Below are 15,048 nucleotides of genomic sequence, written 5' to 3'. Positions count from 1 at the left end.
GGCAGGCCCGCCGCGCGGGTCAGTCGATGTGGTAGTTCGGCGCTTCCTTGGTGATCTGCACGTCGTGCACATGCGACTCGCGCATACCGGCCGCCGTGATCTGCACGAACTGCGAGTTCTCATGCCAGTCGGCGATCGACTTGCTGCCGCAGTAGCCCATCGAAGCCCGCACGCCACCAGTGAGCTGGTGGATGATGGCCATGACCGAGCCCTTGTAGGCCACACGGCCTTCGATGCCTTCCGGAACCAGCTTGTCGACGTTGGCGGTGTTGTCTTCCTGGAAGTAGCGGTCAGCCGCGCCGTCCTTCATCGCGCCCACCGAACCCATGCCGCGGTAGCTCTTGAACGAACGGCCCTGGAACAGGAACACCTCGCCCGGCGCTTCCTCGGTACCGGAGAACATGCCGCCCATCATCACGGTGTGGGCGCCGGCTGCCAACGCCTTGGCCACGTCACCGGAGTAACGCACGCCGCCATCGGCGATCAGCGGCACGCCGGTGCCCTTCAGGGCTTCGGCCACGTTCGACACGGCGGTGATCTGCGGCACGCCGACACCAGCAACGATACGCGTGGTGCAGATCGAGCCCGGGCCGATACCGACCTTGACGCCGTCGGCGCCATGCTCGACCAGCGCACGCGCGGCGTCGCCAGTAGCGATGTTGCCGCCGACAACCTGCACTTGCGGGTAGTTCTGCTTGACCCAGCGCACGCGGTCCAGCACACCCTGGCTGTGGCCATGGGCGGTATCGACCACGATCACGTCCACGCCGGCCTTGACCAGCAGTTCGACGCGCTCGTCATTGTCCGGACCCACGCCGACCGCCGCGCCGACGCGCAGCTGGCCATGGTCGTCCTTGCTGGCCAGCGGATTGTCCACGGCCTTCTGGATGTCCTTCACGGTGATCAGGCCGCGCAGCTCGAAGGCCTGGTTGACCACCAGAACGCGCTCCAGGCGGTGACGGTTCATCAGGCGCTTGGCTTCTTCCAGCGTGGCGCCTTCGTTGACGGTCACCAGCTTTTCGCGCGGGGTCATCTTGGCGCGCACCGGCGCGTCCAGTTCTTCCTCGAAGCGCAGGTCGCGGTTGGTGATGATGCCGACGACGGTCTTGCCTTCCAGCACCGGGAAGCCCGAAATGCCATGCTGCTGCGACAGCGCGATCACTTCCCGCACCTTCATGTCGGGGAAAATGGTGATTGGATCACGCAGCACACCCGATTCATAGCGCTTGACGCGAGCGACCTCGCGGGCCTGGTCGGCCGGCTTCAGATTCTTGTGAACGATGCCGATGCCGCCGGCCTGCGCCATGGCAATGGCCAGGCGAGCCTCCGTCACGGTATCCATGGCAGCGGACACGAGCGGAATGTTCAGGTCGATCGAACGGGTCAGGCGGGTACGAAGGGAGACATCCCGGGGCAGGACGGCCGAATAGGCCGGCACGAGCAGCACATCATCGAACGTGAGTGCTTTCTGGACAAGACGCATAGCAATTCCTCTAGGCGCAAAACCGAATTATACAGGAAGGCGCGCATCTTGACGCGGCGCAAACGCCCGCGCACGACGGCCTCTGCTATGCTCGAAATCTTTTTTCTTCGAAAGCGTGGCGGGAATGGGGATCGGCGTACTGTGCGGACTGCTGGCGGGCGCGTTCTGGGGCATGGTGTTCATTGCGCCCAAGCTGCTGCCGGCGTTTTCGCCATGGGAGCTCGCCATCGGGCGTTACCTGGCCTACGGGCTGGTCGCGCTGGTCGCTGCCCTGCCGCTGATGAAGCGCATCGCACGCAAGCTTACGCGTGCCGATTGCGTGGCATTGCTGCGCCAGGCCTTCACGGGCAACCTGCTGTACTACGTACTGCTGGCCTTCGGCGTCCAGCTCGCCGGGGTAGGCCCGACCTCGCTGATCATCGGTATCCTGCCGATTTCCGTGACCATCATGGGCCGGCGCGACCATGGCGCGGTGCCGCTGTCCCGGCTGATATGGCCGCTGCTGGTGGTCGCGGCCGGCATTGCGTGCATCAACATCGACTTGTTCGGCGGCGGCCAGAGTACGCATGCCGCCGCGGCCGGCGCCATGATCCGGCCAGTCTGGCAAAAGCTCGCGGGCGTGGCTTGCGCGGCCGGTGCGCTGGTCTGCTGGACCTTGTATGCCGTAGACAACGCGCGCTACCTGCAGCGCAATCCGCACTACAGCGGCAATGAGTGGTCGGCGCTGTACGGGCTGTCGACCGGGGCGGTCTCGGCCATCCTCGCACTGGGCGGCTGGCTGCTTGCCGGCGACGCCCTCAGCGCCCCCGGCACCGGACGCGACTGGCAATGGTTCTGGATGGTCAACGCCGCCGTGGCACTGGGAGCGTCGCTGATTGGCAACAACCTCTGGAACATCGCCAGCCGCCGGCTGCCGCTGACGCTGTCGGGCCAGATGATCGTATTCGAGACGCTTTTCGCGCTGGCATACGGGTTTGTGTTCGATCACCGCTGGCCGCGGCCGCTGGAAATCGCCGCCATCGTCCTGCTCATGGTCGGGGTCGCCTGGTCTGTCCGCTTGCACGCCAGCGACAAGTCTGCGTAGACTTGCATTTGATGTCGCCGGGGTCACATCCAGGATGCCCGGCCGGCCCGGAAAGCCAACGCCGGCCACAGAACATCTGCCCAGACACTACCGTACCCAGCCATGATCCGCTCGTCCGCGCTGTCGCTTTCGCTGTTTGCCGCCGCCCTCGCTTCTGTGCCGGCATCGGCATCCGCCCAGTGGCAATGGCGCGACGCCAATGGTCGGATGGTGTACAGCGACGTTCCCCCGTCTCCCGACGTCACGCGCATCGTGAAGGGGCCAGGGAAGCTTTCCGGCGAATACCAGCCAGTCGAGGCCACACCCGCCACTGCCGAAGCTGCTCCGGCCCGGCCGGCCGCTGCAAAGGCCGCCGCGGCACCCGCACCAACGGCCGAGGAAGCGTTCCAGAAGCGCCGCGCGGAGCGGCTCGAGGCGGCTGCCAAGGATGCGCAGAAAGAGGCGGAGGCCAACGAGCGGGCCACGCGTTGCGCCCAGCTGCGCAATTACGCGCAGGGCCTGCAACAAGGCGCGCGTACCGGCGTGATGACCGCAGACGGCGGCGTGCAGTTTCTCGGCGGCGAACAACGCCAGGCCGAGATCGTGAAAACCAACGCCAATATCGAGAAGGACTGCGGCTAAGGCCAGTACCGGACACCAACGCTGGCGTCCCCCGCCCTCAACTGCCCCCGCGCAACCACTTCTGCCCTTCGCGCGTGCCACTCGCGCGCGTCTTCTGCACGCGCCGGCGCCGGGCCAGTTTCGGATCCGCAGTCAGGGGCCGATAGATTTCGAGGCGATCCCCAGCCCGCACCACGGTATCGGTTGTCTTGAGCTTGCCGTAGATACCGACGCGCATGGTGGACGGATCCACCTCGGGGCAGGCCTGCTGCAGCCCCGAGCCGACGATGGCCGCGGCAATCGTGGTGCCTTCCGGCACATCGATTTCCTCCAGGAAAACCGAATCGGGCCTGGCGTAGCACACCGAGATGCGCACCGTGCCCGGCGCGGCATCAGTTGGCGCCATAAACCACCTCGGCACGCTTGACGAAGGCATCCACGAAGGTATTCGCGATGACGCTGAATACCGGCCCGATAATCTTTTCCAGCAGCAGGCTGGAGAACTCGTAATGCAGGTGGAATTCGATCTTGCAGGCATCCTCGCGCAGCGGCGTAAAGCGCCAGGAACCGTTGAACGTCTTGAATGGGCCGTCGGCAAACGTCATGTCGATGCGCGTGGGCCGCTCTTGCGTATTGCGCGTATGGAAGAACTGCTGGATACCCTTGAACTGGATATGGATCTTGGCATCGAGCGTGGTCTCGGTCTGCTCGAACACCTCGACGCCACCGCACCACGGAAGGAACTTGGGATAGTCCTCCACGCGCGTGACCAGGTCGTACATCTGCGCGGCCGAATAGCCGAGCAGCACGGATTTATGGACGTCTGCCATGAATGGAAAAATCGGGTATCCGGCCATACCGCACTGCAATATCGCGCCAATCGGAGCTGGCGCGCCGCGGACATGGACCGGTACCGGGGCTGGTTTGCTAAAATCCGGATTTTAGCCGACACAGGCGACCGCGGCATCCCCGCCGCAGAATGGGCCACCAGGCCCGCCCCGTCCGGCGAGATTTTTCACTCACGCACCCCTACCCAGCACGCATGACCATTGCAGATAACAAGAAGGCCTTTTTCGACTACTTCATCGAAGAGCGATACGAGGCCGGCATCGTGCTGGAAGGCTGGGAAGTCAAGGCGATCCGCGCGGGCCGCGTGCAGATCAAGGAAGGCTACGTGGTGGTGCGCGATGCCGAGATGTACCTGATCGGCGCCCACATCAGCCCGCTGCAGAGCGCCTCCACCCACATCAATCCGGACCCGGTGCGCACGCGCAAGCTGCTGCTCAAGGCCGACGAGATCAAGAGGCTGATCGGCAAGGTCGAACAGCGCGGCTATACGCTGGTGCCGCTGAACCTCCACTACACGCGCGGCCGCGTGAAATGCGAGATCGGCCTGGGCAAGGGCAAGAAGCTCTTCGACAAGCGCGAAACCGAGAAGCAACGCGACTGGCAGCGCGAGAAGTCGCGCATCATGAAGGGCGGCAGCAAGGAATAAGCCGCCGGCCCCGCTTCAATCAGGCGGCCTTCTGCCCTTTCACGATCTGCAAGGCAGAGGCAATCATGCTGCTCATCTCGCCCAGGTTGCCCGGCACGATCAACGTATTGCCCTGCTTGGCCAGGTTGCCGAAGGCCGTGACGTACTCCTCGGCCACCTTGAGGTTCACGGCCTCCATGCCGCCGTCCACGCGGATAGCCTGACCGATTTTCTGGATGGCCTGCGCGTTGGCCTCTGCCACCGCAAGGATGGCTGCCGCCTCGCCCTGCGCCTTGTTGATGGCGGCCTGCTTTTCGCCTTCGGACTTCTGGATCGCGGCTTCGCGCGCGCCTGACGCCAGGTTGATCTGCTCCTGGCGCTTGCCTTCGGACGCGGCAATGAGCGCGCGCTTCTCCCGCTCGGCGGTGATCTGCGCCTGCATCGCATGCAGGATCTCCTTCGGCGGCGTGAGGTCCTTGATCTCGTAGCGCAACACCTTGACGCCCCAGTTCGAAGCCGCCTCGTCCAGCGCATTCACCACGCTGTGATTGATGAACTCGCGCTCCTCGAAGGTCTTGTCGAGTTCCAGCTTGCCGATGACCGACCGCAGCGTGGTCTGCGACAGCTGCGTGATCGCCACCACGAAATTGCTGGATCCGTAAGAGGCCTTCATCGCGTCCGTGACCTGGAAGTACAGCACGCCGTCGACCTGGAGCTGGGTGTTGTCCTTCGTGATACAGACCTGGCTCGGGACGTCGAGCGGGATTTCCTTCAGGATATGCTTGTAGGCGACGCGGTCGACGAACGGCACCACGATCGTCAGCCCCGGCGTCAGCGTTGCGTGATACCGCCCCAGGCGCTCGAGCACCCAGGCATGCTGCTGGGGCACGATCTTGACGCCCTTTGCAATCAGCACGATGGCAGCAATCAGGATAATCAGCGGCAACAAGCCAAGCTGAAAGACTTCCATGTAAGACCCTCCGGACAGTTGACAGCAATGCTGCGCCACTAGGGCGCGGCAACAACGGGAATCAGCGCGGCAGGACGATCAGCGTCGAACCGCGGACTTCGACAATGCGATAACGCCCCGGTGCGGCATCAGGGCCAGGCGCAAGTTCGACGGTCCAGTCCGCTCCGCGGTACGGCACACGCGCACGGCGGTAGGTATCCCACGCCGGCACTTCGAGTTCCTGGCCGATGTCGAGGTTGACGCCTGGATCGGCCGCAGCATTGCCCCTGCGCAGACGGCCAAACCGCGTGCGGCGCAGCAGGACGATGGCGATGATGGCCACCACTGCCGCCACCACCGTCTGCGTCGGCGGCTCCAGCCCTGACAGCGCCGCTACGCCGCCCGCAGCCAGCCCGAACGCAACCATCAGCAGATAGAACGTACCGGTAGCCAGCTCGGCGATCACGAGCACGGCCACGGCGACGAACCACAGGTAGTGCATTGCCATGTGTCCCCTTTCCCCGGCGAGGCCGGGCTACCCTTTCCACCGTCATCCAATGCGTCGGGCAAAGAAAAACCCCCGCAACGCCAGCGGCGTCTGCGGGGGCTTTTTTTCACACCTGCCGCAGGGCCGGTGCTAACCGGCGCATGGTAGCGCCGGCAGTTGTCGTTATTGTGACGTCAAATACATCAGGACGCCAGTTGTTGCCACGTGTCGACGACCGAATCCGGGTTCAGCGAGATCGACTTGATGCCTTCCTTGACCAGCCAGGCGGCAAAGTCCGGGTGGTCCGAAGGACCCTGGCCGCAGATGCCGACATACTTGTTCTGGCTGAGGCAGGCCTGGATCGCACGCGAAAGCATGAAGCGCACGGCGGGGTCGCGTTCGTCGAAGTCCTTGGCCAGCAGTTCCATGCCGGAGTCGCGGTCCAGGCCCAGGGTCAGCTGGGTCAGATCGTTCGAACCGATCGAGAAACCATCGAAGTGCTCCAGGAACTGCTCGGCCAGGATGGCGTTCGACGGCACTTCGCACATCATGATGACGCGCAGACCATTCTCGCCACGCTTCAGGCCATGCTTGGCAAGCAGGCCGATGACCTTCTCGGCCTGGCCCAGCGTACGGACGAACGGCACCATGATCTCGACGTTGGTCAGGCCCATTTCGTCGCGCACGCGCTTCATGGCCTTGCATTCCATCTCGAAGGCTTCGGCGAAGTCTTCGGCGATGTAGCGCGACGCGCCACGGAAGCCCAGCATCGGGTTTTCTTCATCCGGCTCGTAGCGCGAGCCGCCGATCAGCTTCTTGTACTCGTTGGACTTGAAGTCCGACAGGCGCACGATGACCGGCTTCGGATAGAACGCTGCACCGATCGTGGCGATACCTTCTGCCAGCTTGTCGACGTAGAACGCGCGCGGGCTGGCATGACCACGGGCCACGCTTTCCACGGCCTTCTTCAGGTCGGCATCGACTTGCGGGTAGTCGAGGATGGCCTTGGGGTGCACGCCGATGTTGTTGTTGATGATGAACTCGAGGCGAGCCAGGCCCACACCGGAATTCGGGATCTGCGCGAAGTCGAAGGCCAGTTGCGGGTTGCCCACGTTCATCGTCAGCTTGACGGCGATCTCCGGCATTTCGCCGCGCTGCACTTCCGTGACTTCGGTTTCGAGCAGGCCGTCGTAGATGCGGCCTTCGTCGCCTTCGGCGCACGACACGGTCACCAGCGTGCCGTCCTTCAGCACGTCGGTGGCGTCGCCGCAGCCGACCACGGCCGGCACGCCCAGTTCACGGGCGATGATGGCCGCGTGGCAGGTACGGCCACCACGGTTGGTGACGATCGCCGAGGCGCGCTTCATCACCGGCTCCCAGTTCGGGTCGGTCATGTCGGCCACCAGCACGTCGCCGGGCTGCACACGTTCCATTTCGGACGGGTCGTTGATGACGCGCACCGGGCCGGTACCGATCTTCTGGCCAATGGCGCGGCCGCTGGTCAGGATCGGGGCGGTGCCCTTCAGCTTGAAGCGCTGCTCGGCCTTGCCGGCCGACTGGCTCTTCACGGTTTCCGGGCGGGCCTGCAGGATGTAGATCTTGCCGTCCTTGCCGTCCTTGCCCCACTCGATATCCATCGGGCGGCCATAGTGCTTCTCGATGATCACGGCATACTTGGCCAGTTCCGACACGTCGGCGTCGGTGATCGAGTAGCGGTTGCGCAGTTCGGCGGGAACGTCAACGGTCTTCACGCGGCCGGCTTCGCCCGGCTTGGTGAATTCCATCTTGATCAGCTTGGAGCCGATCGAGCGGCGGATGATCGGGTACTTGCCGGCCTGCAGCGTCGGCTTGAAGACGTAGAACTCGTCCGGGTTCACGGCGCCCTGCACCACCGTTTCGCCCAGGCCATAGCTGGAGGTGATGAAGACCACGTCGGGGAAGCCCGATTCGGTGTCGATGGTGAACATCACGCCCGACGAAGCCAGGTCCGAACGGACCATGCGCTGCACGCCTGCCGACAGTGCGACCACGTCATGGGCAAAGCCCTTGTGCACGCGGTAGGAAATGGCGCGGTCGTTGTACAGCGACGCGAACACGTGCTTGATCTTGTCCAGCACGTCGTCGATGCCGCTGACGTTCAGGTAGGACTCCTGCTGGCCGGCGAAGGAAGCGTCCGGCAGGTCTTCGGCCGTAGCCGAAGAACGCACGGCGAACGATGCCTCGGAACCTTCGCGCTCGGCGGCACGGGCGTAGAACTCGCGGACTTCCTGCTCCAGGCGCGGCTGGAACGGTGCCTCGACGACCCAGTTGCGGATCTCTGCACCGGCTTCGGCCAGGGCCTTGACGTCATCGACGTTCAGGGTCTTCAGGCGATCGGAAATGCGCTGGGTCAGGTTGTTGTGAGCGAGGAAGTCGCGGAACGCCAGCGCGGTGGTGGCAAAACCGCCGGGGACACGGACGCCGGCTTCGGCCAGCTGGGAGATCATCTCGCCCAGCGACGAATTCTTGCCGCCAACCGTTTCCACATCCGACATGCGCAACTGCTCGAACGGCTGCACGTAGGCGCCGTTATTTGCCTGGTTAGTCATGAAAGCCTCAAAACAAAGTAAGAAATCTGGCGCGACTGTCCGGTATGTTCTTGTTGTTCTGTTCCCGGAGCTCTGTTCATAAACAGATCGCTTGGCTAAACAACCCCGCACACATCAGGGGAATTGTGTTTTGTGGCTCTCGTCTCGCAGCGCACATTGTCAACAATTCCAGCCGGGAAGGCCGCACCGGCAAAGGCCCAACGGAATTGCTTAGCGAAAAGATCGCCGCTATTCTACCGTGCTGCGCCGCACTTTTCTGCGGAACATCCAATCTATTTATTCTGCTTGCCCATGTCTGAGCCTGTCGCGCCGGACGGCGCCCAGCCGGCAAATGCCGGTGCCACGCCGCAGTCTCCCCAACCCGTCACGAGCGACCGCCCCGCCACCCGCACGGTATTCATCGTCTCGGACGGCACCGGCATTACTGCCGAAACGTTCAGCCACTCGATCCTCGCACAGTTCGAAATGCGCTTCCGCAAAGTGCGCATGCCGTTCGTCGATACTCCGGAAAAGGCACATATTGCCGTCGGGAAAATCAACGAAGCGTTCTATGCTGAAGGCGCTCCACCGATCGTCTTCACCACGCTCGTCAACCAGGAAGCGAACAAGGCACTGCGACGCGCCAAGGCGATGATCCTGGACATGTTCCAGACCTTCATCGAACCGCTGGAAAAGGAACTCGGGCTCAAGTCGACGCATGCGATCGGCCGCTTTCACCAGAACGCGGATACCGAGGCCTACAAGAACCGCATCGAGGCCATCAATTTCTCGCTCGCCCATGATGACGGCCAGTCACACAAGAACCTGCAGGAGGCCGACGTCATCCTCGTCGGCGTTTCGCGCAGCGGCAAGACGCCGACCAGTCTTTACCTGGCCATGCAGTACGGCCTGAAGGCAGCAAACTATCCGCTGATTCCCGACGACTTCGAGCGCGGCAAGCTGCCCAAGGCACTGTACGACTACAAGAGCAAGATCTTCGGCCTTTCCATCGACCCGCAGCGGCTCACGGAAATCCGCAACGAGCGCCGTCCCGGCAGCAAGTACGCCGCCGTGGAAAACTGCCGCTATGAGGTGAACGAGGCCGAGGCGATGATGCGCCGCGAGGGCATCAAGTGGCTGTCATCGACGCACAAGTCGATCGAGGAAATTGCCACGACCATCCTGCAGGAAATCAAGGTCGATCGCGACAACTACTGAACGTCGCGGCGCCTATGGCGCCGTGCGCCGCTGCCGCACTGCCTCGAACAGGCAGATCGCGGTCGCGGCCCCCACGTTCAGCGATTCGAGGCCGCCGGGCTGCGGAATGCCAACGGTGCGCGCCACGCGCTCCATCCATGCCGCACTGACGCCTGCGCCTTCGTTGCCCACGATCCATGCGACCGGATTGCGCAGGTCCGTATCGAACACCGCCGCGTCGGCATGCGATGACGTCGCCAGCAGCGGCACGGCCAGCCGTGGTGCCAGCATGTCGATGGTGCAGTGCTCGACGATGTTCAGGTGGAAGTTGGCGCCCATGCCGGCGCGGAGTGTCTTGATCGACCACGCGAACGCGCAGCCGGTGCCCAGGAACGCGTGACGGATACCGGCCGCGGCCGCGCTGCGCAGGATCGACCCGACATTGCCGGCATCCTGCAAGCCATCGAGGATGATGCAGTCTTCCTCGATCCGCGCCGGCAAATGTCCCGGCGGGGTTTCGATCACCAGCATCAGGTCGATGCCATTGGCTACGCCGCTGACCTGCACGAACAGCGCGTCGGCCAGTACGACGACGCGCTGGCTATCGATCTGTGCCAGCAAGGGCGCCACTTCGGCATGATCGTAGTGGCGCTCCGACACCACGCAGCTTACCGGTTGCCCCAGCGCCGCGACATAGGCCTGGGCAAGGTGCACGCCATCGAGCAGCGACTGCCCGGCCTTGCGGCGCTGGTGCGTCGACGTGGCGAGCGCCTTGAGATGTTTGAACAGCGCGTTGTCGCGCGATGTGACGTGCTTCACAGGTGGATTCTCGATGCGCGCGCTGCGCTCAGAAGGCTGCCGGGCCGCGGGCCAATGCCTCGCGCACGGGTGCGAACGACCGCCGATGGTGTGGCGAAGCGCCGAATTGCGCGAGGGCCGCCAGATGCTGCGGCGTCGGGTAGCCCGAGTGGGCGTCGAAGCCATACTGCGGATAGGCATCATGCAGGACCAGCAGCTCCCGGTCCCTTGCAACCTTCGCCAGGATGGACGCCGCCGAGATGGCCTTGACCAGCGCATCGCCCTTGACGATCGCCTCGACAGGAAACGGTACCTGCGGGCAGCGGTTGCCATCTACCTGGACCAGGTCCGGAGTAATGCCCTTCTCAGCCAGTCCCTGCACCGCGCGCTGCATGGCGAGCATGGATGCATGCAGGATGTTGATGGTATCGATCTCTTCCACGGTGGCGAAGGCGATATGCCAGCCCAACGCACGCTCGCAGATCTTGTCGTAGAGCTCTTCGCGCTTTTTCGCGGTGAGAATTTTCGAATCCGCGAGCCCGCGCAGCATCGGCCTGGCCGGATCAAACACCACGGCCGCGGCGTACACCGGCCCCGCCAGGGGGCCCCGGCCGGCCTCATCGACACCGCACACGAACCGGACGCTCGCCGCAACCGGCGCAAGGTCGAGCCCCATCTGCGGAGACGGCGAATTGGGACGCGCCATCAGGCCAGCCCTCTCGCATGCACCAGGTCGACGACCACGTCGGCGGCAATCTGTGCTGTATTGCACTTGAGCGTTTCGTGCATGCGCGTGAAGTGTTCGTACAGGAAGGCGATATTGCCCTGGTCATTGAGCTGCAGCAGCGTCTCGCGCGCCAGCGCTTCCGGGGTGGCATCGTCCTGCAGCAACTCGGGCACGACAAAGCGACCTGACAGGATATTCGGCAGGCCGACGTAGGGCAGGTAGCCCTGCCGCTTCATGATCTGCGCGGTCAGCCAGGGCACCTTGTACGATATCACCATCGGCTTCTTGTACAGCGCCGCTTCCAGCGTCGCGGTGCCGCTGGCCAGCAGCACCACATCGGCTGCCTCCATGGCCAGGTGGGAGTTGCCATCGACAATCGTCAGGCGCAGTTCCGGATACTGCTGGTGCAGGCTCTCCACGATGGCGCGCAACGGCGCGCTCGCGGCCGGAAGCACGAACGCCAGGTTCGGATCCATGCGCTGCATCTGCGCCATGGCGGCAAAGAACGTGGCGCCAAGATTGCGCACCTCGGACTGCCGGCTGCCCGGCAGCACAGCTACCACGCGATGGCCCGCGGGCAGGCCCAGCGCCGCGCGCGCGCCCGCGACATCGGGCACCATCGGAATGACGTCGGCCAGCGGATGGCCTACATAGGTGGCCGGAATGCCGGCCTTGGCATAGATCTCGGGCTCGAACGGAAACAGGCAGAGGATGTGGTCGACCGCGCGCGCGATGGTGCGGATGCGTCCGCCCCGCCAGGCCCAGATCGACGGGCTGACGAAATGGACCACCGGAATTCCCGCGCGCCGCAGTGGCACCTCGAGCCCGAAATTGAAGTCCGGCGCATCGACGCCAATAAAGCAGGCCGGCGGATTCGCCAGCAGCGAATCGCGGATGGCGCGGCGCGTGGCCAGGATCTCGCGCAGCGAACCCAGGACCTCGACGTAGCCGTTGACCGACAGCGTCTCCATCGGCCAGTGGGAAACAAATCCCTCCGCCATCATGCGCTTGCCGCCGATGCCGGCATAGCTGACCGTATCGCCCAGCCGGGCCTTGAGCCCGCCCAGCATCAACGATGCCAGCAGGTCGCCGGACGCTTCGCCGGCCACCATGGCAATGGTGCCGCGCTGGCTTGCGTTGCTTGCAGTACCGTCAGGCGAGCTGCCCCGAATCGCGAGGTCGACCATGTCCGGCCAGTCTCAGCGTACGATGCCGCGCTGGGTGGCGGCAATGAAGTCCAGGAACGCGCGCAGGGGCTCGGCGGTGCTCGCATCGGCTTGTGCCAGCAGGGCGCCAATTTCATTGCGGGCGTCGTCGAAGCTGAGATCCGACTTGTAAAGCAGCTTGTAAGCCTGGCGCAGCCCGGCGATCTGCGCGGCGTCAAAGCCGCGGCGCCGCAGGCCTTCGACGTTGACGCCGTGCGGCGTGGCCTTGTTGCCGCTCTTGTCGCTGGCCGCGATCACGAACGGCGGCACGTCCTGCACCAGGGCCGAGGCACCGCCCAGCATGGCATGCGCGCCGATGCGCACGAACTGGTGCACGCCGCTCATGCCGCCGAGGATGGCCCAGTCGCCCACTTCCACGTGGCCGGCAATCTGTGCATTGCTGGAGAACACCGTGTGATTGCCCACCGAGCAGTCATGTGCGATGTGCACGTAGGCCATGATCCAGTTGTCGCTGCCGATCGTGGTGACGCCGCGATCCTGCACCGTGCCGGTGTGGATCGTGGTGAATTCGCGGATGGTGTTGCGATCGCCGATGTCGAGCCGGGTCGGCTCGTTGCGATACTTCATGTCCTGCGGCACTCCGCCCACCGAAGCGTACGGGCCAATCTTGTTGCCTTCGCCGATCGTGGTATGGCCTTCGACCGTCGAGTGCGCGCCGATCTGGGTGCCGCTGCCGACCCGCACATTCGGCCCGACAATGGAAAACGGGCCAACGGTCACGTCGGCCGCAAGTTCTGCATTCGGGTCGACCAGTGCGGTGGGATGGATTTGCGTCATACGTCCTGTCCTGTTGGTCTGGTGTCTGGGGGCGAGGCTGGTTCGCCCCGGCCCAGGCGTGGCGGCAGGTAGCCGCCGTGCCCGCGGGCGCTGCCGCGGGCATGTGGACTCAGGCGTCAGCCTGCTTGACGGTGCACATCAGCTCCGCCTCGCACGCTACCTTTTCGTCCACGGTGGCAAATGCCTTGAACTTCCAGATGCCGCGGATATAGCGCTCCACGGTCACGTTCATATGCAGCTGGTCGCCCGGGTAGACGACCTGCTTGAAGCGCGCGCCGTCGATGCCGACGAAGTAGTACAGCGCGCCTTCCTTGCGCTCCATGTCGGCGCCAAAGGTCAGCAGGCCGGCCGATTGGGCCAGCGCTTCCAGGATCATCACGCCCGGCATGACCGGCTGGCCGGGGAAATGTCCCTGGAAGAACGGCTCGTTGATGGTGACGTTCTTCAGCGTCTTGATACGCTTCTGCGGTTCGAACTCGAGCACGCGGTCCACCAGCAGCATCGGGTAGCGATGGGGCAGCAGCTTGAGGATCTTGCGAATGTCGATTTCGGCGGCGGTCATGATCTTTCTCTTGTCTTAGTCTTGTGAGGTTTGAGTCCCGGCGGACTGGCCGCGCAGGCGGCGCTCCAGCTGCATGACGCGTTCACGCAGCTTGGTCAGGCCGCGCACGATTGCAGCGTTGCGCTCCCATTCGCCATGCGGCAGGAACGGAAACACGCTGGTGAAGTGGCCGCCGGGCTTGGTAATGGATTTGGTGATCGAGGTCCCGCCCGACACCGTGGTGCGATCGGCGATGGTCAGGTGCCCCGAGAAATTCGCGGCACCGCCGATCACGCAGAACCGTCCGATGCGCGTGCTGCCCGACACCGCCGCGCAGCCCGCAATCACCGTATGGGCGCCAACCCGCACGTTGTGCGCGATCTGGACCTGGTTGTCGATCTTGCAACCGTCTTCGATCACGGTATCGGCCATCGCGCCGCGGTCGATGGCGGTATTCGCGCCAACTTCGATATCGTTGCCGAGCACTGCCCGGCCCGTCTGCGGAATCTTCACGTACTCGACGCCGGTGGGACCGATGTCCGGCGCAAAGCCGAAACCGTCGGCACCGATCACGACCCCGCTGTGCAGGATCGCGCGCGCGCCGACCACGCAATCGTGGTAGACCGACACATTGGCGTAGATCAGCGAATCGTCACCGATTTCCGCATTGGCACCGACGGAGCTGTTGGCCAGGATACGCACGCGCTCGCCAATGCGCGCACCGGCTTCGATCACCACGTTCGGCCCGATGAAGCACGAAGCCGGAACGGCAACCCCCGGCGCAACGCTGGCGCGCGGGTCGATGCCCGTGCGCGTGTCGCGGTTGGCCTTATCGAAGCGCTGCGCAATCCAGGCGAAGCAGACGTACGGATTGCGCGCCACCAGCCAGTTGCGGCCGTCGGCCTGCCCTTGGGCACGGATGCGCTCCAGATCCGGCGCCGACACGATCACGGCACTGGCGTTGGAAGCCAGCGCCTGCGACAGGTAGAGCGGATTGGAGAGAAACGAGAGTTCGCCGGGACCGGCCTGGTCCAGCGGAGCCAGGCCAATGATCGCGAGGTCGGGATCACCCACAACCTGCGCGCCGTTCTCGGTGGCGAGCTGCCCCAGTGTGGGTGTCTGCATGGCGGTACTTCCT

Annotated in this window: 16 protein-coding genes; 4 read left to right on the top strand and 12 right to left on the bottom strand. The window is 64.3% G+C overall.

What is annotated here, in order from left to right:
- Positions 1 to 19: 19 nt before the first annotated feature.
- Positions 20 to 1,483: an IMP dehydrogenase gene (gene guaB / locus AC3FKH_RS30100; RefSeq protein WP_488679341.1), complete on the bottom strand. Its 1,464-nt coding sequence runs from the start codon at positions 1,481 to 1,483 to the stop codon at positions 20 to 22.
- A gap of 124 nt (positions 1,484 to 1,607) precedes the next feature.
- On the opposite strand from guaB, the gene AC3FKH_RS30095 reads away from it, so the two are divergent.
- Both AC3FKH_RS30095 and AC3FKH_RS30090 read left to right on the top strand, forming a co-directional pair.
- Positions 1,608 to 2,567, top strand: a complete 960-nt coding sequence (locus AC3FKH_RS30095; RefSeq protein ID WP_488679340.1) for a DMT family transporter — start codon at positions 1,608 to 1,610, stop codon at positions 2,565 to 2,567.
- Positions 2,568 to 2,669: 102 nt separating this feature from the next.
- A complete protein-coding gene (locus AC3FKH_RS30090; RefSeq protein ID WP_488679339.1) occupies positions 2,670 to 3,188 on the top strand; it encodes a DUF4124 domain-containing protein in 519 nt (172 codons plus the stop codon).
- A 37-nt stretch (positions 3,189 to 3,225) separates the two neighbouring features.
- On the opposite strand, the gene AC3FKH_RS30085 is transcribed toward AC3FKH_RS30090, so the two are convergent.
- Both AC3FKH_RS30085 and AC3FKH_RS30080 read right to left on the bottom strand, forming a co-directional pair.
- Positions 3,226 to 3,573 (bottom strand): RnfH family protein, encoded by a 348-nt coding sequence (locus AC3FKH_RS30085; protein WP_488679338.1) that lies wholly within the window; start codon positions 3,571 to 3,573, stop codon positions 3,226 to 3,228.
- Positions 3,560 to 3,997 carry a type II toxin-antitoxin system RatA family toxin gene (locus AC3FKH_RS30080; protein ID WP_483729515.1) on the bottom strand — a complete coding sequence of 146 codons (438 nt, stop codon included), beginning with the start codon at positions 3,995 to 3,997 and terminating at the stop codon, positions 3,560 to 3,562. The genes AC3FKH_RS30085 and AC3FKH_RS30080 overlap by 14 nt, the downstream gene beginning before the upstream one ends.
- Positions 3,998 to 4,209: 212 nt before the next feature.
- On the opposite strand from AC3FKH_RS30080, the gene smpB reads away from it, so the two are divergent.
- The gene (gene smpB / locus AC3FKH_RS30075; RefSeq protein WP_488679337.1) at positions 4,210 to 4,662 is read left to right on the top strand and encodes an SsrA-binding protein SmpB; all 453 of its coding nucleotides are present in this window, start codon (positions 4,210 to 4,212) and stop codon (positions 4,660 to 4,662) included.
- Positions 4,663 to 4,681: 19 nt separating this feature from the next.
- Here smpB and AC3FKH_RS30070 read toward each other — a convergent pair whose 3' ends face one another.
- The 3 genes from AC3FKH_RS30070 to ppsA form a co-directional block, all read right to left on the bottom strand.
- Positions 4,682 to 5,611 (bottom strand): SPFH domain-containing protein, encoded by a 930-nt coding sequence (locus AC3FKH_RS30070; RefSeq protein WP_483729517.1) that lies wholly within the window; start codon positions 5,609 to 5,611, stop codon positions 4,682 to 4,684.
- Positions 5,612 to 5,672: 61 nt separating this feature from the next.
- Positions 5,673 to 6,098 carry an NfeD family protein gene (locus tag AC3FKH_RS30065; RefSeq protein WP_488679336.1) on the bottom strand — a complete coding sequence of 142 codons (426 nt, stop codon included), beginning with the start codon at positions 6,096 to 6,098 and terminating at the stop codon, positions 5,673 to 5,675.
- A gap of 182 nt (positions 6,099 to 6,280) precedes the next feature.
- Positions 6,281 to 8,665 (bottom strand): phosphoenolpyruvate synthase, encoded by a 2,385-nt coding sequence (gene ppsA, locus AC3FKH_RS30060; RefSeq protein WP_488679335.1) that lies wholly within the window; start codon positions 8,663 to 8,665, stop codon positions 6,281 to 6,283.
- Between the two features lie 291 nt (positions 8,666 to 8,956).
- Between ppsA and ppsR the strand changes: the two genes are divergently transcribed.
- Positions 8,957 to 9,862, top strand: coding sequence for a posphoenolpyruvate synthetase regulatory kinase/phosphorylase PpsR (gene ppsR, locus AC3FKH_RS30055; RefSeq protein ID WP_488679334.1), 906 nt, complete (start codon positions 8,957 to 8,959; stop codon positions 9,860 to 9,862).
- 12 nt (positions 9,863 to 9,874) lie between these two features.
- On the opposite strand, the gene AC3FKH_RS30050 is transcribed toward ppsR, so the two are convergent.
- The 6 genes from AC3FKH_RS30050 to lpxD all read right to left on the bottom strand — a co-directional run bounded on the left by AC3FKH_RS30050 (position 9,875) and on the right by lpxD (position 15,035).
- Positions 9,875 to 10,660, bottom strand: coding sequence for a TrmH family RNA methyltransferase (locus AC3FKH_RS30050; protein WP_488679333.1), 786 nt, complete (start codon positions 10,658 to 10,660; stop codon positions 9,875 to 9,877).
- Positions 10,661 to 10,688: 28 nt separating this feature from the next.
- On the bottom strand, positions 10,689 to 11,345 hold the full coding sequence (rnhB, locus tag AC3FKH_RS30045; protein ID WP_488679332.1) for a ribonuclease HII: 657 nt from the start codon (positions 11,343 to 11,345) through the stop codon (positions 10,689 to 10,691).
- Positions 11,345 to 12,478 (bottom strand): lipid-A-disaccharide synthase, encoded by a 1,134-nt coding sequence (gene lpxB, locus AC3FKH_RS30040; RefSeq protein ID WP_488679377.1) that lies wholly within the window; start codon positions 12,476 to 12,478, stop codon positions 11,345 to 11,347. Before lpxB ends, rnhB begins: the two co-directional genes overlap by 1 nt.
- Before the next feature lie 87 nt (positions 12,479 to 12,565).
- Positions 12,566 to 13,369 carry an acyl-ACP--UDP-N-acetylglucosamine O-acyltransferase gene (lpxA, locus tag AC3FKH_RS30035; RefSeq protein WP_488679331.1) on the bottom strand — a complete coding sequence of 268 codons (804 nt, stop codon included), beginning with the start codon at positions 13,367 to 13,369 and terminating at the stop codon, positions 12,566 to 12,568.
- Positions 13,370 to 13,478: 109 nt separating this feature from the next.
- Complete coding sequence (gene fabZ, locus AC3FKH_RS30030; protein WP_483708241.1) at positions 13,479 to 13,931, bottom strand: 3-hydroxyacyl-ACP dehydratase FabZ; 453 nt, start codon at positions 13,929 to 13,931, stop codon at positions 13,479 to 13,481.
- A 15-nt stretch (positions 13,932 to 13,946) separates the two neighbouring features.
- On the bottom strand, positions 13,947 to 15,035 hold the full coding sequence (gene lpxD, locus AC3FKH_RS30025; RefSeq protein ID WP_488679330.1) for a UDP-3-O-(3-hydroxymyristoyl)glucosamine N-acyltransferase: 1,089 nt from the start codon (positions 15,033 to 15,035) through the stop codon (positions 13,947 to 13,949).
- Between the last annotated feature and the right edge of the window lie 13 nt (positions 15,036 to 15,048).

The sequence above is a fragment of the Cupriavidus sp. 21MJTG02-4 genome, from assembly GCF_057798975.1.
Note: the sequence above shows the minus strand (reverse complement) of the source record. Positions and strands in the feature narration are given on the sequence as shown.

What these genes read in the sequence shown, in the direction of transcription:
- rnhB (WP_488679332.1), bottom strand. Translation starts at nt 11,345, where the DNA reads ATGGCGCGTCCCAATTCGCCGTCTCCGCAGATGGGGCTCGACCTTGCG.
- ppsA (WP_488679335.1), bottom strand. Translation starts at nt 8,665, where the DNA reads ATGACTAACCAGGCAAATAACGGCGCCTACGTGCAGCCGTTCGAGCAG.
- fabZ (WP_483708241.1), bottom strand. Translation starts at nt 13,931, where the DNA reads ATGACCGCCGCCGAAATCGACATTCGCAAGATCCTCAAGCTGCTGCCC.
- guaB (WP_488679341.1), bottom strand. Translation starts at nt 1,483, where the DNA reads ATGCGTCTTGTCCAGAAAGCACTCACGTTCGATGATGTGCTGCTCGTG.
- AC3FKH_RS30085 (WP_488679338.1), bottom strand. Translation starts at nt 3,573, where the DNA reads ATGGCGCCAACTGATGCCGCGCCGGGCACGGTGCGCATCTCGGTGTGC.
- AC3FKH_RS30095 (WP_488679340.1), top strand. Translation starts at nt 1,608, where the DNA reads ATGGGGATCGGCGTACTGTGCGGACTGCTGGCGGGCGCGTTCTGGGGC.
- AC3FKH_RS30080 (WP_483729515.1), bottom strand. Translation starts at nt 3,997, where the DNA reads ATGGCAGACGTCCATAAATCCGTGCTGCTCGGCTATTCGGCCGCGCAG.
- AC3FKH_RS30090 (WP_488679339.1), top strand. Translation starts at nt 2,670, where the DNA reads ATGATCCGCTCGTCCGCGCTGTCGCTTTCGCTGTTTGCCGCCGCCCTC.
- AC3FKH_RS30070 (WP_483729517.1), bottom strand. Translation starts at nt 5,611, where the DNA reads ATGGAAGTCTTTCAGCTTGGCTTGTTGCCGCTGATTATCCTGATTGCT.
- AC3FKH_RS30065 (WP_488679336.1), bottom strand. Translation starts at nt 6,098, where the DNA reads ATGGCAATGCACTACCTGTGGTTCGTCGCCGTGGCCGTGCTCGTGATC.
- lpxD (WP_488679330.1), bottom strand. Translation starts at nt 15,035, where the DNA reads ATGCAGACACCCACACTGGGGCAGCTCGCCACCGAGAACGGCGCGCAG.
- ppsR (WP_488679334.1), top strand. Translation starts at nt 8,957, where the DNA reads ATGTCTGAGCCTGTCGCGCCGGACGGCGCCCAGCCGGCAAATGCCGGT.
- smpB (WP_488679337.1), top strand. Translation starts at nt 4,210, where the DNA reads ATGACCATTGCAGATAACAAGAAGGCCTTTTTCGACTACTTCATCGAA.
- lpxB (WP_488679377.1), bottom strand. Translation starts at nt 12,478, where the DNA reads ATGGTGGCCGGCGAAGCGTCCGGCGACCTGCTGGCATCGTTGATGCTG.
- lpxA (WP_488679331.1), bottom strand. Translation starts at nt 13,369, where the DNA reads ATGACGCAAATCCATCCCACCGCACTGGTCGACCCGAATGCAGAACTT.